Origin of the sequence: Micromonospora sp. WMMD1219, from assembly GCF_049315215.1 — a bacterium.
Taxonomy (GTDB): domain Bacteria; phylum Actinomycetota; class Actinomycetes; order Mycobacteriales; family Micromonosporaceae; genus Micromonospora; species Micromonospora tulbaghiae.
Genome location: NZ_CP186057.1, coordinates 4,503,281 through 4,529,526, shown reverse-complemented (window position 1 = coordinate 4,529,526; position 26,246 = coordinate 4,503,281). Strand labels below are relative to the sequence as shown.

Sequence of the window (26,246 nt, the reverse complement as noted above, 5' to 3'; positions counted from 1 at the left end):
GGCACGCGGTGCCTGCCTCGCGGTGTGCGTCATGATTGCCCTGGTCGTGGGAACCATGACCCCGGCCTCGGCCGCCGACGAATACGTCAAGTTCTACGCCGTCCAGTCGTCGTACCAGGGTAAGCCGGAAAACCTCACCAGTATCGCCACCCGGCTGCTCGGCGACGGGGCCCGGTCCGTCGAGATCCGCAACCTCAACGCCGGACGACGCCAACCCGACGGTCGCACCCTCAAGGACCCGGACCAGTTGCGGGCCGGTTGGCTGCTGGTGCTGCCCTGGGACGCCGTCGGCGAGGGCGTCAGGTACGGCGTCCTGCCCGACAAGGCACCGACCACACCGGTCGAGACGAAGCCCGGCACGCCCAAGGCCACGCCCAGCGGCAAGGCCAGCCCTGTCGTCCCGCCCGCGCGGGTCGCCGGGGCCGGCGCGGTCCCGGGCAAGCGGCCGCAGCAGCGCCGTCCGAAGGCGGGCGAGTGCGCGACCATCGCGGCGTCGAGCAACCGGTCCGACTGGGCGAGTCTGCGCCTGGCCGCCGACCAGGCCTGGCCGCAGAGCCGCGGCAAGGGGCAGCTCGTGGCGATCATCGACTCCGGTGTGGACGGCAGCCTGCCGGCCCTCAGCGGTCACGTGGCGGTCGGGATGGACATCGTCAGCGGCAGCGGGCGTGGCGACACCGACTGTATCGGCTCGGGCACCGCCATGGCGGGCCTGGTGGTCGGGCAGCCCGCAAAGGGCAGCGACGTCAAGGGTGTCGCCCCGGACGCCACGGTGATGCCGGTCCGCCTCGTGGCCAACGACACCAAGGTCCAGCCCGCCGACGGCGCATCGGCCATCGAGGCCAGCGTCCAGGCGGGTGCGACGGTCATCGCGCTGGGCAACTACGTCGACACCACCAAGCCGGAGGTGGCCGAGGCCGTCATGGCCGCCGTGGAGCGGGACGTGGTCGTGGTGGTCGGCGCTTCCCGTGCGTCGGTTCCGGTCAACCCGGAGGCGAAGATCGGCCCCGGCGTCCTCCGGGTGGCCGGCGTGGCAGTCGACGGCCAGCGTGCCGCCGACTACCGCGGGGGTGGCATCGACGTGGTCGCCCCGGGTGTCAACGTGAGCAGCGTCGGGATCACCGGGACCGGCGCTGTCGCGGGTAGCGGCACCCAGTACGCGGTGGCCTTCGTCGCCGGCACCGTCGCGTTGGTCCGGGCCGCGTACCCGGACCTGAGCCCGGAGCAGATCGCGCATCGTCTCCAGGTGACGTCGGACAAGATGGGCGCCGGCGCACAGCCCGACGGCCGGTACGGCTGGGGCATGATCAATCCTGCCGCAGCGGTGACGAAGGTGCTGCCCGAGGAGGCCGAGGCCGCCGCCTCGGGACGGGAGTCGGGCGGGCAGCTCACCTCCGGCAGCTCTAGCGGACGGTCGACGTTGCTGGCCATCGTGACGCTGGTCGCCCTCGCGGCGGCGGTGCTGCTCGTGTTCCGCATCCGCCGGCTGCTGAGCGACGACAAGGGGGACGGTGGTGGTGAGGGCGACGACGACTCTCGTCCGGTGACCGCCGTGCCGCCGGTTCGCGGCGGTGCGCTGCCTCCCATATCCGCGCCCCGGATGCGGTCGGTGTCCGGTAGGCCGGACACCGCTCCGCCACTGCAGGAGAGCGGCAAGCCCGCCCCGGACGATGAGCAGGCCGGTGGCAGCGCCTCCACCGCCAGCGACCGCCCGGGCACACATCACGAGACCGTGGCACTGCCGAAGGCGTCGATCGGAGCCAAGTCGCCCCAGCAGCGTCCAGACGCGTCATGACAGGCACCGGGCCTGCCGCCGTGCCGCCACCGCGACGCTGACTCCTGCGCCTGTTGCGGGCGTGGGGACGTGGTGGTCGTCCCCACTTGGAGGACTACAGCGCGGTAGCTCCCGGTGGAAGGCTCGGCTGTGAGTGAACCGCGGGCCGACAGGGCACGTTTCACACATCATTGGTGGAAAGTCGGGTGAACTGAGGGTCTGATGCGGGTGGACGATGTTTCCGGTACCGACGCCCATGTGGCGGACCTGCTGGCCCTCTATCATCTCGACGCGCTCGACCGGCGCCACGGGGAGCAGGTCGGCCGCCACCTCGAGTCGTGCCGGCAGTGCCGGGCGGCGGCGACCGAGGTGTGTCAGGTACTCGCCGCCCTGGCCCTGCTCGGCGACGACAAGGATCAGCTGCTCAACCTCTACGGGGCCCTGGGAACGGCGGTGCCGCCGGCCTTTCCGGCCCGGTTCGCACCGCAGGAGCCGGCAGACCCGCCGCACCGCGACGCCCGCGAGACCGACCGACGCCGGTTCCGGCTGCGACGCGGTGGCGCGCGACCCGGAACGGCCACCGGGGAGGCGCCGGCTGCCGCTGAGCCCGGCGTCGGTCGCGGGAAGCCCGCACCGCAACGGGTGGAACCCTCGCCCGCACCGCCGCCCCCCGCGCCGCCACCGGTCGCTCCCCCGCGGCTCGTGCCGCCACCGGCACTCTCCCTACCGGCCGCACCGCCGCCACCGGCCACGCCGTCACCGGCAGCGCCCCCACCGGCACCGGCCACGCCGTCTCCGGCAGCGTCCGTATCCCCACCGGCGGCGCTGGCGCACAGGACTCCGCAACGGGCCGCGCCTCCGGCCGTACCCGGGTCGCAACCGGCCGTCCCACGACCGGTCGCGCACCCGACCCGCCCCGACCTGGACCGCTCGCCGGAAAGCCGGCGTTCGGACGGCGGCCGGCGGGCCGAGTCCGCACCGAAACGTCTTCTCCCCCGGCGGGCGGTCGCCTTCGCGGGCCTGAGCGCCCTGCTCGCAGGCACCCTCACGGTGGCCGGAATCTCCGCCAAGGCCCTGCTCACACCGCCGGGCCCGGAGGTGCGGACGGCCACCGTCCGGACCGCCGCCGCCTCCGCGATGGACCAGGACTCCGGTACGAAGCTGTCGGTCTTCGTCACCCAGGAAGGCGACCGGGTCACCGTACGGGCCACCCTGAGCGGCCTGGACGAAGGCGCCGGCTACCGGCTCTACGGCTACACCTTCGACGGCCGGCAGCGACCGCTGGTCAACTGGACCGGCCGGGCCGGCGTGCAGGAACTCGACGGTGAACTGCCGGTCGGCATCGCCGACCTCTCCCACTTCGCCGTGACCCGCGGCGCACGGGTCGTCGTCACGGCATATCTGCCTCGCGACGCGGGTACGGTGGCCACCACCGGCAGCTGAGCCGGGCCGCGATCTGAACCGGCCACCTGCCCCGTTCGCCCGGGGGATGTCACAACTCTGACGACCACGAACGATCCGGTTCGACTCGTCGAGAACTACGCAGCCGTGCCGCACCTGTGCGGCGGCCGGCTCGACCTCATGCTCGGTCGGGGCATCTTCCGGCCCGACCAGGACGACCCGCGGAATCCAGGTCGGCCCGGTCGGCACTGACGGCCCGCCGGCGCAAGGAGAGGGGGGAAGGCCGCGGGCCGTCAGCGGCTCATTCCCGGTTCAGCAGGTACGCCCGGTCCGCGACGACGGCCACGTCCACGTTGGTCCCCTCGGCCAGTGCGTCTCGCGGGTCCTTGCCGGACTCGGTCACCGTGATCGTGCCGCCGGTGGTCTCCACCTCGTAGTCGATGCTCGGGCCGTGGAACGTCGAGCGCAGCACCACGCCCATGCCGGTCCCGCCGTCGACGACCGGCGACAGCGTCACCGTCTCGGGACGGACCATGAGGTAGGCGTCCCCCGACCCGGCCGCCACCGTCGAGTGCGCGGGGACACTCATCGGCCGGCCGAGCACCGTCACCGTCGCCGTGCCGTCGGCGATGCTCTCCGGCACCGTCTCGATGAAGTTCGCCCGGCCGATGAAGTCGGCCACGAAGACACTGGCCGGGCGGGCGTAGATCTCGCCGGGCGTCGCCACCTGCTCGACCTTGCCCTTGTTCATCACCACGATCCGGTCGGACATGCTCATCGCCTCGTCCTGGTCGTGGGTTACGTAGATGCTGGTGATCCCGAACATCCTCTGGATGCGACGGATCTCGGCCCGCATCGCGTCGCGCAACTTCGCGTCCAGGTTCGACAGCGGCTCGTCGAACAACAGCACCTTCGGCTGCACCACGAGTGCCCGGGCCAACGCGACACGCTGCTGCTGACCGCCGGAGAGCTCGTGCGGGCTGCGGTCCTCCAGGCCGACGAGGTTCATGCTGGTCACCGCCATCCGCATGCTCTCGGCGATGTCGGCTTTGCTACGCCGTTGCAACCGCAGCCCGTACGCGATGTTCTCCGCGACTGTCATGTGCGGGAACAGGGCGTAGCTCTGGAACACCATCGCCATCGGCCGGCGCTGCGGCGGCATGTCGTCGATGGCGTTGCCGTCGAGCAGGATGCTGCCGCTCGTGGCGTCCTCGAAGCCCGCCACCATGCGCAGCGTGGTGGTCTTGCCGCAGCCCGACGGGCCCAGCAGGGTGATGAACTCCCCCGGCAGGACGTCGAGCGACACGCTGTCGACTGCGGTGACGTCCCCGGTGCGGCTGCGGAAACGCTTGGTCAGGGCCTCGAGTTGCAGGCGCCCGGTGCTGGCCTCACCACGGCCGGCAGGTGCGAGCGCAGCGGCGTCGGTGGGCGCGGCGACGGTCATCGTTTCGGCCTTTCAGACTTGGCGGTGCGGTGCAGCGCGGCACCACCGCCGACGAGCAGTCGGATGATCGCGAAGGCGACCAGGACGAGCGCGGTCAGCACCGTGCAGTAGGCGAACGCCACCCCGTACCGACCGGTGCTCGCGGCGCTGAGCACCTGCGAGGTGATGATCTTCGTCTCCGGCGTGACCAGCAGCACGATCGTCGATACCGAGGTCATACTGCGGGCGAAGCTGTAGCTGAGCCCGGTGAGCATCGCCGGCTTGATCAACGGCAGGGTCACCCGGCGGAACGTCTGCATCGGGCTGGCCCCGAGGTCGGTCGACGCCTGTTCGATCTGCGGATGCAACTGGGTGAGCGCACCCACCGCCGTTCGCTGCCCCGCCGGCACGCTACGGATCACGTACGCCACGACGATCGCCATCGCACCGGCGGCGATGGCGCTGCCGCCCACCAGACTCGGGAACACCAGGTAGTCGCCGATGTACCGCTCGGGCCGATAGGCGAGCACGAAGCCGATGCCCAGCACGGTGCCCGGCACGGCGACACCCAGCGTGCCGCCGAGGTCGAGCAGCCAGGCGGTACGGCGCAGGTGACGAACCACCAGCCAGGCGATGACCAGACCGAGGACGGCGGCGATCGGCGTGGCGATGACCGCGAAGGTCAACGTGTCGAGGACGGCTTCCACTCCCACCCCGACCAGTACCTCCTTGAGGTACTCCAGGGTGAACGTGTTGTCCACGCCGAACACCTTCGTCACCGAGCCGACGATGACGGTGCCGTAGACGCTCACGATGATCGCGGCGGCGAACAGCGCCAGGCCGTAGATCGGCCACCGGCTCCAGCCGGTGACCAGGTGCACCGAGCCGGACGGTCGCCCGGTGATGGTGGTGCGCACCTTCCGGCTGAGCCACCATCGCTGGCCGAAGTACATGGCCAACGACGGCACCAGCAGGATCACGCAGTACACGGCGGCGCTCGTGGTGTCGTACTCACCCGTCACCGCCAGGTATGCGCGACTGGCCAGCACGGTGTAGTCGCCGCCGAGCACCAGCGGATTGGCCAGATCGGCGATCGCCTCCACGAACAGCAGCAGGAACGGGGCGACGAGCCCGGGAGCCAGCAGCGGCAGGATCACGCGACGCATGATCTGCCAGCGACTGGCACCCATGTTCATCGCGGCCTCCTCCAGCGCCGGGTCCAGGCCGCGGAGCATGCCGAGCAGGCCCAGGTACGCCACCGGGAACAGCGACAGCGACAGCACGAACACCAGACCGTCAAGGCCGTAGATGTCGTACTCCAGCCCGAAGAGCCCGTTGCTGATCACGCCGCGCCGGCCGTACAGCACGACAGTGGCGGTGGCCACCGCGAACGGCGGGCTGACGATCGGCATCAGGGCGATCAGGTGCAGGATCTTCTTGCCCGGAACGTCGAGGCGGGCCTGCACGAACGCGAACAGGAAGCCCAGGGCGGTGCCGCACACCCCGACCAACGCCCCGAGCACCAACGTGTTCCGCAGGATGCCCAGGTCGACGGAGGAGGTGAAGAACTCGGCGTAGCGGGGCAGCGCGTCCGGCGCGAACGCCGTGGCGAGCACCGCCACGAGCGGGATCACCGCGCCGAACCCCACCACCGCCGCGCAGACCGCGACCAGGATCCGCAGCCCTCCGCCGAGCCGGCGGCGCCGCTTGCGCGGCGCGACCGCTTCGGGTGGGGGCGGAGTGACCACTCCGGGATCGGACAGCAGCGTGGTCATGACTTCGGCGCCTGCGCGACCTCGGCGTCGAACCGCTTGTTGAGCGCCGACTTGGCCTTACCTGCCGCCACCGCGTCGTACTCCACCATCTTGATGCCGGAGAGCGGGAGGACCTTGGACGACACCTTCGCCTGGGGGTTCGTCGGGAACTGGTACGCCTTGACGCTCGGGCCGACCTCCTGCGCCTCGGTGGTGAGGGCCCAGTCGACGAACTTGCGGCCGCTGGTCGGGTTCTTGGCGTTCTTCACCAGGGCGACACCGCCGGTCTCGTAACCGGTGCCCTCCGTCGGGAAGCTCACCCGCAGGTCGGGGAAGCCTGCCTCCACGGTGGCCACGCAGTCGTGCGCGAAGATGATCCCCACCGCGACCTCACCGCGGGCGGTCATTTGGGCGGGCGCCGAGCCGGACTTGGTGTACTGCAGGACGTTCGGGTGCAGCTTGCGCATGTAGTCCAGCGCCTTGGTCTCGTCGCCGCCGGCCAGCTGCACCTGCGTCCAGAGCGCGGTGTACGAGGTACCCGAGGTGGACGGGTGCGCGATGCCGACGTCCTTGGCGAGCTTCGGGTCGAGCAGGTCGGTCCACGAGTCGGGAACCTGCAGGCCCCGCTCCGCCAGCAGCTTGTTGTTGCTGCAGAAACCCAGGGCACCGACGTAGACGCCGGTCCAGGTGCCCTGCGGATCCTTGTACTTGGCCGGGATGACACCCGCGTTCGGCGAGACGTACGGCTCCAGCAGCCCCTCCTCGCCCGCGGAGGCGTACCCGTCGGCGGGCCCGCCATACCAGACGTCGAACTCCGCGTTGCCCTTGCCGGCCTTGATGCGCGCCAGCGCCTCGCCGCTGGAGAGCCGTACGAAGTCGGCCTTGACGCCGGTGGACTCGGTGAACTTCTTGGTGGTGGCCGCGCACCAGTCCTCGGTGGCGCCGCACACCACGTGCACCACACCGCTGTCCTTGCCGGCCTCGGCGCCACCCTCGCGGGCGCAGCCGGCCGCACCCAGCACCAGCGAGGCCGCCATCGCTGTCGCCAGCAGCGCCCGGTTGGCCGTTATCTTCTTCGTCACCATGACGCGTTCTCCCCTGCTGAAGCCGCCGGAATGTGTGGCAGTGTTGTGACGGCCACGTTAAAGGCGTGTCAACGACGCATCGGTGACGGCGGTGTAAGTGTTGGTAACGCCGCCGTCACCTGGCTGCCGGGGAGTCGTCCCCGTCCTCGGCGGCGCCGCCGGCCATCTCGGGCATCAGGTAGCCGACCCCGCGCAGCGTACGCACGTACGCCGTCCCGTTCGGCGTCCCCGCGAGCCTCGACCGCAGCCGGTAGACGGCGGACTTCACCACGTCGCGCCCACCGATCAGGTCCGTGGTGCCCCAGACCTCCCGCAGCAGGTCCTGCCACGACTGCGGCACACCCCGGCGCACCGCCAGGTGATGCAGCAGCTTGAACTCCGTGAACGGCAGGTCGAGCCGGTGCTGTGCCAGCGTCGCGGTCTGGGTGGCCGGCTCGATGACCAGATCACCCACGCGGACCGTGGTGCCCGCACCCCGGCGGCGACGCACCAACGCCTGCGCCCGCAGCGCCACCTCCCGGGGGTGGAACGGCTTGGTGACGTAGTCGTCGGCACCGTGCTCCAGCCCGGCGATGACGTCGTCACGCTGGGCCAGCGCGGTGAGGAACATGATGGGCGCCTCGGAGCGGGACCGAATCCGCTGGCACAGGTCGAGCCCGTCCATCGTGGGCATCATGACGTCCAGCACGACCAGGTCCACCGCGTGTGTCCGCAGCAGGTGCAGGGCGGTGGCGCCGTCGTGGGCGCTGAGGACGGTGAAGCCCTGGGTCTGGAGCGCGAACTCCACGATGATCGTCATCTGCGGCTCGTCGTCGACCACGAGCGCGGTCGGCCCGCCGCCGGGCTGCTCGCCGGCGCTCGTCACGGCCGCTCCGGCAGGGTCAGGAGAACGGTGGTCCCCCGGGTCGACGCCGTGTGCACCATTATCTCGCCTCCGTGCAGTTCCACGATGGTCTTCGTGATCACCAGGCCGAGGCCGGTGCCGTCAGCCAGCGGCCGGCCCGTGGCGAATCGGCGGAACAGGCGGTGCCGCTCCGCCTGACTCATGCCCGCACCGTCGTCGGACACGTACACCGCCACACCAGTGTCGATCAGCATGACCCGCACGTCGAGGTTCCCGCCGGTCGTGGTGAACCGGCTGGCGTTCGACAGCAGGTTGGTCAGCGCCTGGGTCAGCAGCATCGGGTCCGCTCGGATGCGCGGCATCACCTGCGGCACGTCGAGGCTGATGCGCTGTTGCCGCTGCCCGCACAACGGGCGCATCGCGGTCACCACCTCGCGCACCACCACCGACACGTCCACTCTCTCCAGGTGTGGCGTGAACAGCCCAGCCTCGATCTTGGCCTGAATCAGGAGACTTTCGCACAGCCCGATGACCTGCGTGGATTGCTGATCCAGGACCTGCAGGAAGCGCGCCTGCGCAGCGGTGAGCGGCCCCGGGGTGCCTTCCCGCAACAGATCGACCGCTCCCTTGATCATGCTCAACGGCGTCCGCAGCTCGTGGCTCAGCGCGGTCACCTGCTCCGCCCGCCGCTCCACCAACTGTTCGAGCTGCGTCAGCTCGTTGCTCCTCACGGCAGCCGTGCGGCGCATACTCAGCGCCATGATCGACGCGCCGACGAGACCGCCGACCACGGAAGCCACCGCGATCAACCAAGCGGTGCCCATGCTCGCCCTCCTCGAATCGGTGGCCCGCCGAACCCGTCCGGTCCGGCAGCGACGCGGCGCGTGTCGGGACGTGTCTATCGCCGAGTGAACAGTGGACGTAGGTTAGCTGCCCCGGGCAACGGCTCGGCGGGCGCGTGACCCCGCACAGTTCGCGCTGGTAGGGCGCTCTCCCAGTCGGAGGTCAGCCAGCCGAACGCCCCGACATCGTCGTCACGTTGCGTGAATGAACGGCGGGCGGCACCACGCCGCCGGACGGCACGCCGCGATCGACGAAGAGCCCGGGCACCGACCGGCCGGACTGTCGTCGTAGTGTCGCCGAGTAGACAATCGCCGGTCCCGGTGCAAGTCTTTGCCGCGTGCGACCCTCCCCAGAAGTCAGCGGTGCCGACGGTACGGCAGCTGACCCGCGGCCCCCTGTGGACGGTCCGGCTCCCAGCACCCAACGCCCCGAGGACCTCACCGCCCTACGCCATCTGCAACAGGTCCACGCGCCCGTACTGCTGGCCTTCCTGACCCGCCTGACCCGCGGCGACATCCACCGCGCCGAGGACATCGTGCAGGAAACCGTGCTCCGGGCCTGGCGCAACCCCGAAGCGCGCAACGCCCAGGGCCACTGGAACCGAGCCTGGCTGTTCACCGTGGCCAAACGCATCCTCATCGACCAGATGCGCTCCACCGACGTCCGGCCCACCGAACTACCGGTCAGCCACATCCAGGATCACGCACACCCCGACGACGCCATCGAACGCCTCCTCGACGCCCGCGAGGTCCGGGCCGCACTCGACTCCCTACCCGAACGACTACGCATCACACTGGTCGAGATCTTCTTCCGGGAACGGTCCGTGTCCGAAGCCGCCGACGCACTCGACGTCCCCGCCGGCACCGTCAAATCACGCACCTTCTACGCGCTACGCGCCATGCGGGAAGCACTCACCAACCGCGGCTTCGACTTCGGACACCAGCAACAACCAGCCGACCACCACAACCCGGACAAGAAAACGCCAAAAAAATCCAGAAGGACGTAAACCCGAACGGCCGCCGAGGTGAGCCGCTGCCTCGGGCCCGACCGAGGCCGGTTTCGGCTACGACCCGGCGGCACGGCCCCGGGGGCGGCCACCGGGAGGCACCGGCCGACGTCGGGCCCGACGTCGGTCGAGGGGAGGCACCGCCACCGGCTGCGCCCTCGCCGGCCGCGGTGCCACCGTCTGCCGCTCCGCCGCCGGTTGCGCTGGTTGACGAGACCAGTCCTCTACCCCGGGACGCGGGTCCGGGATCCACCACCGCCTGATGAGCCGGGCAACCACCTGAACCGGCCACCTGCCTCGTTCGTCTGGGGGGTATGCAGATCGGTGTCTACAGTCTCGGCGACCGCACTCCTGACCCGCTGACCGGCCGGTCGCCGACGGATCACGAGCGGCTACTCAACACGGCACGGATCGCCGAGCACGCCGAGGCGGCCGGGTTCGACGTCTTCGCCGTCGGAGAGCACCACGCCACGACGTACGCGGTCTCCGCCCCGGCCGTACTGCTCGGCTACCTCGCCGCGCGGACGAACCGGATACGGCTCTCCACGGCAACGGCTCTGATCACCACGAACGACCCGGTCCGGCTCGCCGAGGATTACACGACGGTGCAGCACCTGTGCGGCGGGCGGCTGGACCTCATGCTCGGCCGAGGCATCTACGGCCCGGTGTATTCGTGGTTCGGCCGCAACGCGGACGACAGCCGGCGGCTGGCGGCCGAGAACTACCGGCTGTTGCGCCGGCTGTGGGACGAGGACACCGTCGACTGGTCCGGCGAGTTCCGTACGCCGTTGCGGGGTTTCACAGCGATGCCGCGACCGCTCGCGGGCCGTCCGCCGTTCGTCTGGCACGCGTCGGTGTCCAGCGAAAAGACCGCGGAACTGGCCGCGGCCCACGGTGACGGCTTCTTCGCCAACCACATCATGTGGCCCTGGCAGCACACGGCCCGGCTGGTCCGGACCTTCCGCGAGCGGTATGCGGCGCACGGCCACGGCAACGCCGAGCAGGCGGTCGTCGGGCTCGGCGGACATGCCTTCGTCCGGCCGAGGTCGCAGGATGCGGTCCGCGAGTTCCGGCCGTACTTCGACAACGCGCCCCTCTACGGCCACGGGCCCTCGCTGGAGGAGCACATGGAGATGACACCGATGACGGTGGGCAGCCCGCAGCAGGTCATCGACGCGGTCCTCGGCTACCGGGAGTACGCCGGTGACTATTCCCGGCAGCTCTTCCTGATCGACCATGCCGGGCTGCCGGTGAGCACCGTGCTGGAGCAGCTGGACATCCTCGGCGCCGAGGTGCTGCCCGTGCTGCGTCGCGAGCTGGCCGGCAGCCCTCCGCCCGCCTGATCCACCGCTCGTCGGTGCCCCGCGGCCACGTTGGCCGCGGGGCACCCGATCAGCAGTTGAGGACCGCCGACTGCACCGCTTCCAGTTGCACGCCTTCGTCGGCGTCAGTCATGACGGCATGGAGGGCACCAAGCTCCTCTACCAGGATGTGTTTCTGCTCCCCGCTGAGCCGTCCGGTGTTCTCCTCGATGAACTGCGTAGCGCCGGTGAAATTGCGGGCCTTGACCTGGGCGATGGCCTTGAGCACAGCAACCGTGAAGTCGAACCGGTCGTGCTCCGCCTCGTCCGCACCCAGCCGGGCCGCCTGGACCACATCGATGAAGTCGCCGATGGCGTCGCCGGACCGGTGCGGGTCCAGCTTGCCTCCCTCTTCCAGCCGGGTGACGGCTTGCAGCAGCGTTTTCGACTGCTTCTCCGGCGGGGACGCTGTGAACGCGGCTACGAAGTTGTCGTCCGGCCCGAAGCGCAGCAGGGGCCTGACCAGTGCGATCTTCATACTGGTCGGAACCCGCTTTGCCATCTCGGCGGCCTGTGCCTGGTATGCCGGGTCCTGCAGATCCGCCCACCGCGACTTCAGCAGGCTGAACTGCCCGCCTACGTCCGGCGTGTCCCATACCAGCCTGCCGAACAACTCGGACACTCGGCTGACGATCGGCCGGGTCAGGCTGCGGGCGGCTGCCACCACCGCCGGATTGATCCTCTCCCAGGTGGCGTTCTCATCCCGGCCGACTGTTGACGCGGGGATGGCTCCCTTCGCAGCCCAACTGTTGCCGAAGTTCAACCCACCAGCGAGTCCGGAACTGCGTGGCACCTCGTGCATGACAGCGGCACCGTACATTTTGATGAGTTCGATCAGGCTTCGCGGCTCGCCTGGGACGCTCTGTGAGCCGCCGGGCGTATTGAGCTCGGGCCGGCCTCGGGTCACCACGATGGGTGTCCTTCCGGCATGGGCGAGTTGTTCCAACCGCTCGTTGAGCCACCCGAGCACCCGCCGGTCCACCGCCGCGCCACGCGCCGTGCTGAGCCATATGAAGTACTGCTGCGGTTGCCGGGATGCGACGGCCTGAAGGTCCGGTGGCGGAGCCTGCGACTTTCCACCGGTCACCGGCATGTCGGAGAGCAGGTTCGGGATCTCGGCGTCCGGCACCATCGCGGCGAGAGACATCCGCAGCCAATCCGGCTCCGTGTCGAGGACGCCGCCGCCCACGTCGAGGTCGCTGACCTCTCCGACATCGCTACCGCCTTCCTGGAGGACGCCGGTCGGCCCGACGGCGTCACCACCCTGCGCTGCTCCCGGCCTGACCAGTGCGGCCCCGGGAACAGCGCGCCACGGCCACATCGGCTCCAGGACATCCATGATCTGCCGGAGGTCCGCAGGCCGGACCAGCCGCGATGGACCCGCCGCGCCCTCGTCGCGCGGCAGTTGACGGTCGGCCGCGCCGATGGCACGCAGCACCTTGAGCGCGTAGTACGCCGGAGACTGACCCGATACCCAGGCTCTCGCGAGATCAACGTCAGCCGAAACCACCGGGACTTCCATGTGCGCCCGTTCGGCATCGACGAACTGCACGTCGACCCGTAGCTGACGGCCGGCCATCGGCAGCCGATGTTTCGGATCGTTGAGGTGGGACTGCACTCCCTTCTTCGTCAGGTTCTTGACCTTCGCCACGGCGTCCGGGTGGCCGGTCAGGTGCACCCGCAGGACGAAGATCAGTTCCTTGTCGCTGCGCGTGATCTCATACCACACGACGGGGTGCCCAGACCCGTTCGGGAGCAGAAAATAGTTGGTGATGTCCACCCGGCTCACGATGCCGGGAGGAGGTTGAGCCGCGAACGCCCCAGCCTCCTGCAGCCGGACCGCGGTGTGGAGCCGGTGCGCGGCTGCGCGAGGGGCCGTGGACAGTCTGTCCGCCCGTTCTGCATAGCGCGGGAACTGCTTGGCGCGGTTCGCCGCCGGCACCGCAGCCGCCAGCGTATCGTCCGGAATTCCCAGCGCTCGGGCGTCTTCCTTGGACAGCAACATTTCGGTGCTGCCGATTGACTGGATCTTGGCTGTCCCGTTCCCCTTGGGCCACTCGACGTAGAAGTGCAGCCTCGCTTGCAGGACGAACAGGGGGCCGGTTATACGCACCCAGGCGCGGTGCTCGTTCGAACGCACCTGATCCGCACCGGTGGTCGTGCTTGCCTGTCTACCGCCGGACACAGTGACGCCGAGCCAGTGGACGGGGTCCACCGGGACGGCGACCGTGGCCGAAACGCCGGTGTTCGTGCGGATGGAGTCGCGCGCGGCCTGGCCGAAGATGTCGGTGCCGTGTTTGTACTTCTCGATCTCCGACTTCTCCAGCCAGTAGAGATTCTCAACCTCGGCGAAGCGGGCCCTTACCACGAAGCCTTTCGGACCAGCGCCGAGGTGACCCATCCCTGTCAGCAGCGACTTGAACTTGGCCCCCTCGTCCGTGAGCATCTTGCTGAGACTCTCGGGTAACGTCTCGTACCTCAGTTCCCCGCTGGTGTCGTTCGGCTTCACGAGACTGAGGCCCTTTTCAGCCGTGATTGCCGCGTGCAGGTCAGCGAGCCCGTACACGGAGGCGACCGATGCGCCCGCCGGCAGTGCCTGCCTCAGGCCGAAATTGAGAGAGCGCTCCTCTGCCCCCAGTGCGGTGGAGCCGCCCCTGGGCTCGTTGAACAAGAGCCGCACAGTGGCACTGAATTCCTGGACCTTCCGAGCCTCACCAGCGACCCCGAGCGCAGCCGGAGTCGCCGCGAGGACGAAATTCTTCAATTTCTCTCTCGTCCCAGGTGGCGTGGTCTCCTCGATCGAGCCGAAGAACCGCACGTTCTGGTAGTAACCGAGCAGGTCGTTGGCGCGTACGCCCTTCATCGTCAGCAGGTTTGAGCCCTGAATATCACTGCGTCCGGTGGTCCGGCTGCGTCCGTGCGCGAGGGCACCAGCCACGAGCCCGCCCTCGAAGCCCTTCGGATCGGTGGCGTCTTCCGGCGCAGTCGGCCGGCCCATCGCACCGACTCCGACAGTCCAGGAATGACCGTGGTCAAAAAGGCGGGATCCGAAATCTGCGTCGTTCCGCCGGGTGTAGGACTTGGTCCCACTGCCGCTGTCATGACTGCCCGAGGCAGGACCCACCAGCTCGGCCTGCAACACGATCATGAATGTTCGGGAATCTGAACTGCGGAAGGGCATGGTGGCGCCACCGTCGAGCGCTTTCCCCATGAAAGGATTCATCAGAGAGGGCACCGAGGTGACGTACGTGGCGAGCTCGTCGGAGTCGTGCGCCCTTGCCGCGGAGGCCAGCTCCTTGACCAGTGAGGCAAAGCCTGTCTGCTCGCTGCCGCCACTGAGCAGCATCTGCCACAACGTCACACCTTGGGGCGAACGTTTGTGACCGCCCGACGGCCGCACCGTAGACGTCATGGCGGCCGCCGGGGGCGGGGTGATTTTCTCTCCCACCTTTGCTACTTGGTCGGCAAGCGCCTTGTTCTTGTCAGTGAAGAGAGCGGCATACGGGAGCACATCTGTGGACTTCATGTTCAACAGCACTTCGCCCGCCACCCACCGCACAGATTGGCCCACCCGGATCTGGTGCACCACTGCGGAACGGACGAGCACGAAGAAGTCGTCCTGAAACAGGCCCGAATACTTACCCACCGTGCTCGACGTACCGGATACCTGTCCCCGTCCATGCAGCAGGGTGTAGCCGAAGGAGCCGATCGCCACTTCACTGTTTCCAGCGTCGCTCTTCGGGGCGTCCGCGATAACGGGCTTGAAGCCGCTCTTTCCGACGAAACCGCCGGCCCCGAAACCCGCTTGGTACCTACCCTCGGCGCCCGACTCCTTGCCCGCCTGAGCTTCGGTGACCTGCTGGGTGTAGGGCTTCCACGATTGCAGGATCTCTGGAGTACCCACCAGCACTGCTCTCAGGTCCATAAGCTGGTCGCCGAGCGGAATCGCCACGCTCGCCCCCGTCAACGCCCTGAGCAGGGCGCCGTTGTACGCCTGCCGGCTCAGCGCGGTCGCCAGAAAGACGTGCAACTGCTGCGACCGTTTCATCGGATCTGAGTCCACGTATTCGACAGCCTGAGTGAACCATCTGCTCTTCTTGGTGGCGAATACCCGCTCCCGCTCGGCCAGCGCCGCCTGCTCCGCCGCGGTTCGCAACCTTCCCGCACCCCACGTGCCGATCACGGTGTAAGCGCTGGCGTTCATCTGGGTTATCGGAGATTGTAGGGCTGGATCATTCAGGGCGCGCTTCATGAAATCAACCGACAGGTTGTCGGTGGCCCTCGGCGCGTTACCGTCAGTAGCCGGTTCGACGACGAGCCTGCCCAAATCTGGAATTCGTCCGGTTCCGTCGAGAGCGTCTTTGCTTCCGTCGTCGTTGAGCACACCCGGCTGCAGCACACTGGCTTCCGCGGCAAAGGTGCCCTGAAAGGTCCGATCAGCGATACTCGGCGTCGGTGGGTAAATCCTCTTCCGCGTGTCGGCAGGGCCAGCAGGCTTAATCGACCAATGCCAGTCGAAGGTCAACGTGAAACGGCGACTCTTCATCTTTTGACCGTCGGTGTCGGAGAGCAGCGAACTGGACTGCGTCTGTCCGCTGTTCTCAGACTTCCTGGAGCCATACTGCGCGTTCGCGGTCAACTGCATCGAGGCTTTGATGTTCGCACCCGCGCCGGCAGAAAGTCCGGCTTCGACGGCCGATACCTTGGCGTCCTTGAGGGTGGTCGCCTCGGTGTTCATGTGACCGTACTGCAACTCGTAGACAGTGTCTTCTTTGAACTCGGATTTGACGATCTCGGCCGCGAGGCTGACGGTGACGGCATCTTCCATGCGGACCGGCGATCGAGGATGCGGGAAGGTCCAGACGATACCGGGGATGTCCACGCTGGAGCCCAGCACCTCGTCCGCTCTCGGCAGGAGACTTTCCTCCGACAGCTGGTCGATCAACGTCTGCCAGTTGCGATACGCCAGACCGGGCCTGTTCACCGTCTCGCCGGTGGACGGCAGGGCTTGCAGGATGTCCCACGGCGTGGTGGCGGCACCGGGTGCTGCCCGCGCCGCCTCGGGAAGGTGCCCGCTGTCGACCAGACGCGGGACGATCTCGTTGTAGAGCCTTTCCACGCCGCCCAGACGATCGACGACGTCCATCGTTATGCCCCAGCCCGGGCCCGGCGTCCACCAGCGCGGCGCAGGGTTCTCGTCGATCGTGATCGCGGGCTTACTGGACGGGGAGGTGCCCACGCCGCTCAAGTTGCCGAAATCGGTCTTGTGCACCATGACGTGCGCGTAACCCGACAGGTCCCTGACGTCAGAGTAGGATTCACTTCCGTGGTGATGGTGAAGCTGAAGCTCCAGATCGAAGTCAATCACCGCCACTTGCAACTGGTCGACAACCCGGGTGGCACGGGTGGTGAATGTCCTGGTTTGCTGGCTGTACTGGTCGTTTTTATGGCCGAAAGGCTTCGAAAACCGCCCGCCGGCACGACCGAACCGTGAAGCCGGAAACCGCACCAACTCGTTGACCGTGAAGCGGTGCGTGGAGTCCTGGTTCTGCGTGACTTGAATCCTTTTCACGGAGGCTCGCACCACGTCCATTCGAGTCTCTCCGCTGGTGCTCACCTGACTTGACTTGGTGACGGTACTGATCGGCCGGTCACCCTTGGCAACGATACTGAAGCTGAGGCGGCGGCCATTGCTCTGGAGTACCACGCGGAAAGTCTGCTGGTAGCTGCGTTCTTTCCGGGGGCGCACGAGATTCGCGAACTGCAGAGCAAGCTCATCGTTGGACAGATAGCGCTCGACGTAGGTTTTCCAAAAAGCGTAATCCTCTGGCTTGAGAATGTCCCGGACGCCGGCGATCACCTGATCCGCGACCTGGACCCGGGTGACGGCATGATCAATCCGCCATACCGGGAATTGCTCCGGATCGGTAATCGAGATCGTCTTCCGGTAGTCAGGATCAGTCTTCTCTTTCAGCTCTTCACTCTTGGCCTGCGCTAGAGAGTAGGGAAGATTGAACTCCGGCACCGCGTATCGAATCGTATGGGTGACCGCCGCCCCGTTTTGGTCCGTGAAGACCCGCTCGGTCCACCGTCCGCCATCTCCACTTCCGGGAAGGGTCTCCTCTCGCAGAGCATTGACCGCGCGCGACACTCCTTTCACCTCGGCCACGGCGTCGCGCCTTCGGTGGTATGTCCTGCGCTCCTGGATCCGCAGCACCCAGTTCACGTCAAGGCCCGCCCAGCCCATGTTCTCCTTGACTCGAACTTGCTGATACCTGGCCGTGGTGTTGCTGGCGAGGACCCGCCTCCCCGAACCGTTGCTCTGACCATAGGTGGCCGTCAAGTCGTGCCGCACACCCGCCAGGAATCGATGGGCAAAACCGAAGTCAAAGAATATCCCATCCATCCGCGTCGACCAGTCGGCGCGTTCGAAGAAGTTGTAGGTACGGCCCTCCAGCGCGCCCGCGAACAGGCCGCTCTGTGCGGGCAGGCTCTTGAGCTCGACCTGCGGGCCCCGCACCGGAATCGCCCACAGCCGGATGTCGTAGGTTGTGTCATCGACGACAATCTCCAGCGGCGAACCATCGTCAAGCGTCTGCCCAAAAAGAGACTCAATCTTACCTCTGAGAACATCCTCGGTGATCTGCGCGTCGGCAAACGGCACCGACCGATTGACCCAAGCGGTCAGATCGGCTATGTCCCGCTGCTGCACGTCGATGGTGTGGAAAGCCGTTACCATGCGGCTGTGATCCTGGCCGTCGCCCAGCAGGTTTGGCCGAGGGCCGGGCTTGACCGTTCCGGGCTGCCACTTCTGGAGCGCCTTATCGGTGATCTCTTTCCGGACTTTGTTGTGGTTGAATCGCTCGTTGACACCCCCGAAGCGCAGGGGGGCCTCGGAGTGCGCCATTGCGGCGAGCTCCCGCAACACAGCCGGAGTCACCTGGCCACGGCCCAGCAGCTCCTGCGCCATCTGCCCGTAGTGGGACAGGCCGCCCTCGGACGTATAGCGCCGATCCCACTCTTTGGCGTAGAACTCCCGCCGTATCGCGACCAGTCGTTCGAGGTCCTTGACCGAGACGCTCGCCGAAGGGGGTGCCGCCTCCAGCAGGGCGCGAAGCGCCGCCACCTCGAGGTTTCGCGCTCGGGGCGTGTCGCCGTCGTCAAACTCTCGCGCGATCCGTTTCGCGTGCAGGGCAGACGCAGGTTTGGCCACCATGCCGAGCCCAGGCGCACTGGCCACCCGGCCGACTACTTCTCTCCGGACAGCCGAATGCCTCTGCCACCAGGCTTGCCGGGCGTTGCTGCGCGGGCCGATGTACTCGACTTCCCACAAACGCAAGGAGGCTCCGGGACCCAGCTTGTCACTAATCAGATCGTGCAAGACCTGCCAAGACAGAGGGCCGGGTGAAAAATTGCCGACGGTTTTGAGGTAGCGACGATGAGCCCAGTCAAGAAACTGGTTCGCATGACGGATTATGCCGTCGTACATCCGCTCGGAGACGTTATTCTCTTTACCCAGAAGATGCAGCACGAGGCTACGCAGCTCGTACGCTCGGTAAGTCCCATAGAGCGCCGATTCATTCAAACTTCGAGTGAATCTCTCAACTTTACGCTTGATCTTGGCCGTCAGTTTCCCCGGCTCAACCATCTTTTCGAGTTCGATACCCAGAGCGGCGTAGCCGTGCGCGCGGCGTAGCGCATCCAGCCCCACAGGTTTGGGAACCAGTTCATCCTCGTACGCCTCATTGGCGTACGTCCTCAACTTCGCCATATGCTCGTCGGTGACCTGAGCGGCCGAGGGATCGAGGATCATCCGGACCAGCGGGATGAAGCCGTCGCGGTCGACAGCCGTCGATGATCCAGGGGCAATAGGCGTCAGTGGTATGGATGCGCCATGGCCCCCTCCGGCAGGGGATAGGACGGTCGACTGGCCGCTGTCCGGCTTCCCCTTCGCGGCCCCTAGCGCCTGGCCTTCGAGCCAAAACTCACGGTGCAACACGCTTTCGAGCAGGTATCTGGCTCGCTCCTGGGGGTTGGCCGCGCGTTCCGCCTTACCCACGAGCGACTGGGCTATACTCTCACCCTTTTCTTGCCAGTTTCTCAGCTCGCCTTTCTTGTTCGCCTCGAAGATCGCTTCGAGGAAGGGTTTCTCCGGCAACTGGAGGGCTGCTCGGGCTGCTTTGACCTCCGCAAGCTGGTCATTGATCTCGTCGTCAATCTTGACGTCGGGGTTGTCAGGGGATCCGTCCTGGGGCGGGGTTCAGCCGCGCCTTGATGGCGGAGGCCACGTCATCGAGCCAGTTCAGATCTCGCTCCGACAGCGCGGCGGCAGGAGCCGGAAGTGTCACCGAGAGGTAGCCGGGCCGACGAGGTAGCGGTGCTGATACCGCCAAGCCCCATCCGTGCATCGTCGCCGTCACCTGGCGCCTGCCTTCGGCAGTCATTGCGGTGATCGTCGCCTGCTGCCCCTTTTCGAGGCCGTCAAGAAGCGACATCAACTCGGCGTAGCTTTGGACGTCCAACTCCTGGACGGCCCCCGACCCACCGGTCGGGCGCGACGGCCCCTTGGCCCGACTCAGCACCGCGTCGGCCACGGAACGCGGCACGCCGATTTCGACGCTGTCCGAAGTCAGTCGCAGTTGACCGCGCATCGGCTCATAACCGGTGGCTGCTTGCGGATCGACAGGTGTCGTGAGATCTCCCAGCAGATGCCTCTGAGGTATCACCCGCACACCGGTCGCGGAAGCCGCACTGGTGACGCCGCGCTTGCCGTTGATGGGTAACAGCCGGTCATCGGTCGGATCGATCAGGTCGGCACGTTCGGGCAGATCGAGATATACGCCAAGGTCATCGGCGATGAACAATGCCGTCTCGCGGTCGACGGCACTGCTGAATCCCGGCGGGAGACTTACCGACAGACGCGCGACAGTCGACGGCTCTTGGCGCAGCAACGCCGACCGCACACTTTCCGAACCCAGCGCGTCTTTTTGCAGGTGCAATTGCACCAAGCCAGAGACCGGCGCGGCATCTCGCACGTGAGGAGGCAGCCCTGGAGTGGCGCGATCGAGCTTGAGGGCCAGGCCGGAAGAAAGGGGTACGAACCCGTCCAGGCAGATGGGATCAACGGTGGCACCGAGCATCACGAATCCACCTTATCAATGACAAATGATCATGAAATCGCGAATTCTTTCGAGATCTGTTCGGCTCTCCGGAAACGTTGGTATGAAGAAATTCTTGATCACATAGTGCCAGAGCAGGCGGTCAGCTCCGGTGAGACAGTCCGCGACCTTGAGCCGCTCGCGCCAATCGGCTGGGGCCCTCCCGAGGCGTTCGAACTCGGCAAGGACCTCCAGCAGCGCGGCATGCGCCCGGAAGATCTCGGGCTGGCCCGGGCGGCGGGCCGCCCGTTCCCCCTCCATTTCGCCCTTAGCTCTGACCACCGCCAAGACGTCGGCGAGGCTGACCTTCGTCACATTGGAATTTCGCGCCGTCTCCAGTGACTCCCGCAACCACATGAGGCCCGCTCGGTAGTCGCCGAATCTTTCACGGAAGCTACCCGGATCCAGGCGGCGCGAGGTGAGGTAACCGAGGAACAACGCGCTCGGGTCGACCGGTTTGGTGTACGAATCAACCTCGTCTGCCAGGTAGGCCTGCTGCGGTTCTTTCGGCTGCTCACCGTCAAATTTCGGGTCCTCTCCCCGCAACCCGTGCTCGATCAGGACCCGCAAAGCCGGCAAGGTCAGGTTTGGCCGGTAGAAGGGATCGTCCCCGACCCGCCCGTTGCCATACCGAGACCTGTTGTTACTCTTTTCTTCCATATCTTTCAGCTCCCGCAGGACCTCTGGGGTGAGCAGCTTCGACCGGTTCTTCTCCAGATACGACTCGACGGCCTCCCACGTCGGCTTGGTGATGAGGTCCCTCACCAGTGCCGAAGGACCAGCCTCTGGCTCATCGGCAGCTTGCACAGCCCGTACCACCGCACCTTCGGTGAGGCTACGGTAGTTTTCCAGATAGCCTGGCCCCTCCACGACCCAAAACTTCTCTAAACCGATCATCGTGGGTTGCACCGACGACCGACCGTGCTGGTTGATAACGATTGATTTCAGTTGGTCGTTGTCTTCCGTGGCGATCACCGCGCGGATTTCGGGATTATTTTGCAAGGTGTGGTGCAGGCTGTTCGCGGTGAGTTCGTCCAGGGTGGTTCGCTGCCGGAACGGAGCACCGCGGCGTACGTTGACCACGACAATCAGGCCGAGGTCCAGGCCACCGATTCTAGTCATGATCTCGGTGATCGCCGGAGAACGGGAGTCCGGGCCGAGCAAAATCGTGTTGCCCTTCTTGCGGGCCTTGGCCGACAACCACGGCTCCCAGGTCTCCGCGGCCGGCAGTTTCGGCCGATACGGTTTTCCGGCCGGGTCGACGACCACGAATTCGCTGTGCGGGTCCTCCAGGGTCGCCGCTCGTTTGTCGAGGGCTCCGTCCTCGACCACCGGAGCGAGCGGCTGGGTTCCGCTCGCCCACCACAGCGTTCCGGCCTCGTCCCGCACAATCCAGAACGAGCCGGGCGTACGGGTCCGGTAAGGAGCGTGAACCAGTACGGCGGCCGCCCGACCCGACGTGAGCTCCTTGAGCACGTTCGCCCGCGGCATGGGCATCGAGTCGAAGCCGAGGGCACCATTCAGGGCCTGCCGAGACAGCGAACTGTTGGAGGCGAGCAGTCCCCCGAGGGGCAGCTTTGGCGGGTGGTCACCGAACCTCGCGTAGTACACGCCGGCCAGAGGCGAGAGATCGTCCGCTACAAGGCCGTCACCACCGGCTGTCGGGCTCACACCGGCCGCGGAGTATCGGCGTAGCCTTGCCATGGCGTCCAGTTCGCGCCCCTCGGGCGACGCTCCGCGCTTCGGGCGGGGAAGCTCCAGAAGCTTGGCGAGCTTTTGGTGGTTCGCCGCCAGCGGCTCAGGCAGCAGGCGGTAGGCGACAGCTGACCGGCCGGCCGTGCCAGGCCCTTCCGGCGAGCCGACCGGCAGGAGACGGCCCTCCAGGCCCGGCGGCACAGCCGCCACGGCACTTGCCGGCACGGCCGTCACGAGGCCCAGCTGCTCCTGCACCCTAACGGCCCTGGGCAGATCCAGGAGCCCGGAGGTCGCGGTCGAGAACGGCACCACCACCACCCGGCCATCGGCGGCTACCAAATCCTGAAGATAGGCACGAAGGCTGTCGGAGGGGCGGTCGGGAACGAGCAACGCGACCCCGCCCGGAGCCGTGGCCTGCCGGGCAAGTTCGTAAACCCCACTGTCGATCACCCTCGAGGGTGAACCGGCATCGCGGTACACGAACACGCCGAGCCCAGCCTTGGTGAACCATTCCAAGCACTCCGCCAGCACATCCACAGCCGCACCTCTCCCACTCCACCGGTCATGGTCGACGCTCGTCCAGCCACAGGGACGCCAGCAAGTCCTTCTTCACACGACACCAGCACGGCCGGCCCGGTCTCGGGGTCGTCGCAGTCGATGAGCCGGGCGACCAGCACCCGCCCGGTGCCGCCCGCCGCCCCATGACGAGGCCGCGCTCCGCTCGACGGAATCACCGCCGGGCTCTCCATTGGGGCGTCGCGCAATCCGGTACGCGAGTGGACGGTGGTGAAGGCTCGACTTGTTTCCCGGGGCTTCCGCGAAGCGCGGACCCTTCTCGACCACGTCCGGGCGACCGAGGGCCGCCGCAGCGACGTGTCCGGCGAACACATCGAGATTCACGCCCACGCCGGCGGCGGTCCCGACGTCACGGAGCTGGTTCAGGCCGCTGTGCGGCTCAGCCGGCGAGGATGGTTGAAGTGGCCCAGTTCGATCGCCATCCGGGTCAGCTCCGCCTTGTTGCCGACGTTCAGCTTCGCCCGGATCCGCTTCGCGTACGTATTGACCGTCGCCTGTGAGAGGCCCATGCGGGTCGCGATCTGCGCGTGTGTGAAGCCGGAGGCGATGAACCGCAGCGTCTCAACCTCCCGCGGCGCCAGCCCGTTCTGCTCCTCGCCTCCGCCCCGGGCAAGCTCGCCCTGAAACTGATCGACCAGTCTCGGGCAGACGTAGAAGCCCCCACGGACGATGACCCGCACCGCCTCCCGCACGTCACGTTGCTCGCTGAGGCTGCTGAAACAGCCCCGCGCCCCGGCCCGGACGGCGGCCAGCAGGCTCGGTGACCGGTCCCACGCTGCGCTCACCAGCGGCCGGCCCACCGTGGCCGCCCGCGCGATGCTGTCCGTGCCGCCGGTCGACAGCTCCAGCACTACCGCGTCGAACGTCTGACCACCGGCCAGCAGCTCGTCGATGTCCGCGGTGGTGGCTGTGACGCGCAGACCGCCATCGTCGGATGCCAGCTTTTCCAGGCCGGCCCGGGAGATGGGCTGATCGGAAACGATGGCCACTGTCAACACCGGCTCCTCCAAGCTGTCGGGCCCGTGTGCACGGGCGCCACTGAGACGGATGCCGGCCCCGCCCGGTTCACGAACGACGGAAACTCGTCGCCGTCCCGGTGGACTGCGGCCAGGTGCCCCCGATGAGGGACTTTTCCGCCCCCGCACGGATCGAGCATGCTCACCTGGTGCCTCGAGGCCCCTCGGGGTTCGGCGAGGGTGGGCAGGGAACCCGACGAGGGTTCGGACCAGCGGAAGCGGGACCGGGATTGAATTCTGTGGACGGCACCGGGCACGTCAAGGAGTCACTCGGGCTCTACTACGTCGATGAACTAGACGCGGCCTCGGCCCAAGGGCTGTGCGCCCACCTCGACGCGTGCGTGACATGCCGCGACGAGGCGGCGCAGGTGTGTGAGTCGCTCGCCGCGATGGCCCTGCTCCTCGACGACCGGGAGAAGCTGGCCAACATGTACGGCGCGCTGGGCACGTCGGTGCCACCGGCCGTCGCGCCTGCGATTGCCGTCGCCGAGGCGGCTGCCGCGCCAGAGATGCCCGAATTCTCGCCGGAGGTGCGCACCAAGCCCGTAGAGGGGCCTGCGCCGTCGACCGTGCCTGCTCTGCCACACCTGGCCCCGCAACCGGGTGGGGAAACGCGACCGGTCCGGCGTACGTGATCGCTGGCTGTCTCGATCGGGATGCTGGCCGCGACCGTCACTCTCGGCGGAACCGCCGCGACAGTGCTCCTGCGCGAGCATGGCGGTGAGCCCAGCACCCCGACCGTCCTGAGCGCGGCGGCCTCGATGACCGACGCGGACAGTGGGGTGCGCATGACGGTGACGTGCCCGCCACGATCGCCGGAATCTCGCACCTGGCAGTGCTGCGCAGCGACCGCAGGACCGTGGCAACCGCGCACTTCTCGCGCACCGGAGTTGAGACCCGCCCCGACGGCGGCTGAGGCTCAGGCGGTGCTGGTGCCGTCCGGGACGGTGGAGTTGATGTCCGCGCTGGCGTAGATCTGGGCGGCGTTGTTGAGCCTGCCCACGAACTGGCCGACCAACTCGAGCACGCCGCCGCAGCCCTGCAGCAGCTGAATCTGGGCGTACTGCAGCTCCTGGGTCTGCTCCGGGTGCGGATCCTTGTACGAGGCGTAGATGCCGTCGGTGCCGTCCGTCTGCGTACCCTGCCAATGTTGGTTGGGCGGATTGATATGCATCGCGTTGTGCTTGACAAGCTTCGCGTCCTCCTCCGAGGAGGCCCAGAAGATCCAGTTTGCCTTGGCCATCGCGCTGTCGCGGAAACGCTCGAAGTCTTCGATCTGAGTGGCGGTGGCCATGAGGATCGCTGTCTCGGCATCGCGTATCTGGCCAGGGCTGACGTCAAGGAAGCTCAGGTCCGGTTGTTGAGGCCCGTTCGGCGCAATTTTGGTGAGTCTGTCGTCTCCGCCTCCGCCCCCGCCTCCGCCTCCGCCTCCCTGGTCGCTCGTGAAGCCGACGAGATCCTCTTCCTTCCCGGTGACGGCTTTGCCCCACCGCCAACTCTGCTCCAGATCAACCGGAACGAAATCGGTCAAATCATGCGGAACCTCGTCCTTGTCGTACTCGCCAACCTTCTGTTCATCGCTCATACCTAGACACTGCGCGCGTGTCGGGGTGGCGGCAACGTCCCTCTTGATGCGACCCACCGGTGCCGCAAGAGGGTCTGGGACGCAGCTCACCAACCTCGCTACGGTCGGGCAGGGAGAGTAGAGCGCAAGCTACGGAGCGTGCATGGTGAGTGACGATGCGACCAACTACAGCGCCTCCGGTGTGAATTGGGACCCATTCGAGCACTCCGCCTTCATCGGTTCGCTGATCGCCAGCCTGCAGGGCGACCCCAACGCGGCCGACTACAACCCCTCCGGTGTGCAGATCGACGTAAACATGCACGACATGTATGGTCACGCGGCCGTCTTCCTGGCTTCGCTGGTCGACAGCCTGCAGGACGACTGGCTGGCAATCGCCAACATTTGGGATCAGCTCAAGATCGGCTGGGTCGGAGAGAGTGCCGATGCGGCCGACGCGTTCAACACGCGCCTCGAAGACGTGCAGCAGCGCCTGTTCGGCACCCCGGACCCGGACAACCCGACCATGGTGGAGACCCCAGGCATCCTCGACCAGGTGCGCTACGGCGCCATGATGGCAGCGGCGAACTACAACAGCGCCGAGCACACCGTGACAGACATGTTCAACGCTTTTCTTGCGTCCATGAGCGGCGAGATGGAGGGGGAACCGCAGGACAGCACGATGGAGCCGATCACCGTGGACTACACCGCCAACCCGATTCCCGCGCCGCCGAAGAGCAACGGCTAAGGAC

The 26,246-nt window shown here is 67.3% G+C and carries 16 protein-coding genes; 6 read left to right on the top strand and 10 right to left on the bottom strand.

The window, feature by feature from the left end:
- The first annotated feature begins 31 nt into the window (after positions 1–31).
- Together ACN27C_RS21130 and ACN27C_RS21125 are read left to right on the top strand one after the other, a co-directional pair.
- Complete coding sequence (locus tag ACN27C_RS21130) at positions 32–1,792, top strand: S8 family serine peptidase (RefSeq protein ID WP_422747612.1); 1,761 nt, start codon at positions 32–34, stop codon at positions 1,790–1,792.
- Positions 1,793–1,993: 201 nt separating this feature from the next.
- Positions 1,994–3,214 (top strand): zf-HC2 domain-containing protein, encoded by a 1,221-nt coding sequence (locus tag ACN27C_RS21125; protein ID WP_422747610.1) that lies wholly within the window; start codon positions 1,994–1,996, stop codon positions 3,212–3,214.
- Positions 3,215–3,473: 259 nt separating this feature from the next.
- Here the strand turns inward: ACN27C_RS21125 and ACN27C_RS21120 are convergent, their stop codons facing one another.
- The 5 genes from ACN27C_RS21120 to ACN27C_RS21100 form a co-directional block, all read right to left on the bottom strand.
- A complete protein-coding gene (locus ACN27C_RS21120; RefSeq protein WP_422747608.1) occupies positions 3,474–4,616 on the bottom strand; it encodes an ABC transporter ATP-binding protein in 1,143 nt (380 codons plus the stop codon).
- Positions 4,613–6,370: an ABC transporter permease gene (locus ACN27C_RS21115; RefSeq protein ID WP_422747606.1), complete on the bottom strand. Its 1,758-nt coding sequence runs from the start codon at positions 6,368–6,370 to the stop codon at positions 4,613–4,615. Before ACN27C_RS21115 ends, ACN27C_RS21120 begins: the two co-directional genes overlap by 4 nt.
- The gene (locus tag ACN27C_RS21110; protein WP_422747604.1) at positions 6,367–7,434 is read right to left on the bottom strand and encodes an ABC transporter substrate-binding protein; all 1,068 of its coding nucleotides are present in this window, start codon (positions 7,432–7,434) and stop codon (positions 6,367–6,369) included. Before ACN27C_RS21110 ends, ACN27C_RS21115 begins: the two co-directional genes overlap by 4 nt.
- Positions 7,435–7,549: 115 nt before the next feature.
- Complete coding sequence (locus ACN27C_RS21105) at positions 7,550–8,299, bottom strand: response regulator transcription factor (RefSeq protein WP_422747602.1); 750 nt, start codon at positions 8,297–8,299, stop codon at positions 7,550–7,552.
- Complete coding sequence (locus ACN27C_RS21100; RefSeq protein ID WP_422747600.1) at positions 8,296–9,102, bottom strand: sensor histidine kinase; 807 nt, start codon at positions 9,100–9,102, stop codon at positions 8,296–8,298. Before ACN27C_RS21100 ends, ACN27C_RS21105 begins: the two co-directional genes overlap by 4 nt.
- Positions 9,103–9,518: 416 nt before the next feature.
- Between ACN27C_RS21100 and ACN27C_RS21095 the strand changes: the two genes are divergently transcribed.
- Positions 9,519–10,127, top strand: coding sequence for a sigma-70 family RNA polymerase sigma factor (locus ACN27C_RS21095; RefSeq protein ID WP_422747598.1), 609 nt, complete (start codon positions 9,519–9,521; stop codon positions 10,125–10,127).
- A 314-nt stretch (positions 10,128–10,441) separates the two neighbouring features.
- Complete coding sequence (locus tag ACN27C_RS21090; protein ID WP_422747596.1) at positions 10,442–11,470, top strand: CE1758 family FMN-dependent luciferase-like monooxygenase; 1,029 nt, start codon at positions 10,442–10,444, stop codon at positions 11,468–11,470.
- Positions 11,471–11,519: 49 nt separating this feature from the next.
- Here ACN27C_RS21090 and ACN27C_RS21085 read toward each other — a convergent pair whose 3' ends face one another.
- The 4 genes from ACN27C_RS21085 to ACN27C_RS21070 form a co-directional block, all read right to left on the bottom strand.
- On the bottom strand, positions 11,520–19,646 hold the full coding sequence (locus tag ACN27C_RS21085) for a hypothetical protein (protein ID WP_422747594.1): 8,127 nt from the start codon (positions 19,644–19,646) through the stop codon (positions 11,520–11,522).
- 76 nt (positions 19,647–19,722) lie between these two features.
- Positions 19,723–20,631, bottom strand: a complete 909-nt coding sequence (locus ACN27C_RS21080; protein WP_422747592.1) for a hypothetical protein — start codon at positions 20,629–20,631, stop codon at positions 19,723–19,725.
- A gap of 12 nt (positions 20,632–20,643) precedes the next feature.
- Positions 20,644–22,878: a hypothetical protein gene (locus ACN27C_RS21075; protein WP_422747589.1), complete on the bottom strand. Its 2,235-nt coding sequence runs from the start codon at positions 22,876–22,878 to the stop codon at positions 20,644–20,646.
- Positions 22,879–23,279: 401 nt separating this feature from the next.
- Positions 23,280–23,906: a response regulator transcription factor gene (locus ACN27C_RS21070; protein ID WP_422751663.1), complete on the bottom strand. Its 627-nt coding sequence runs from the start codon at positions 23,904–23,906 to the stop codon at positions 23,280–23,282.
- A 266-nt stretch (positions 23,907–24,172) separates the two neighbouring features.
- Between ACN27C_RS21070 and ACN27C_RS21065 the strand changes: the two genes are divergently transcribed.
- Positions 24,173–24,568, top strand: a complete 396-nt coding sequence (locus tag ACN27C_RS21065; RefSeq protein ID WP_422747587.1) for a hypothetical protein — start codon at positions 24,173–24,175, stop codon at positions 24,566–24,568.
- A 284-nt stretch (positions 24,569–24,852) separates the two neighbouring features.
- Here ACN27C_RS21065 and ACN27C_RS21060 read toward each other — a convergent pair whose 3' ends face one another.
- Entirely contained in the window at positions 24,853–25,518 is a 666-nt protein-coding gene (locus ACN27C_RS21060; protein ID WP_422747585.1) for a hypothetical protein, read from the bottom strand.
- Positions 25,519–25,660: 142 nt separating this feature from the next.
- Between ACN27C_RS21060 and ACN27C_RS21055 the strand changes: the two genes are divergently transcribed.
- Positions 25,661–26,242, top strand: coding sequence for a hypothetical protein (locus ACN27C_RS21055; RefSeq protein WP_422747583.1), 582 nt, complete (start codon positions 25,661–25,663; stop codon positions 26,240–26,242).
- Positions 26,243–26,246 lie beyond the last annotated feature (4 nt).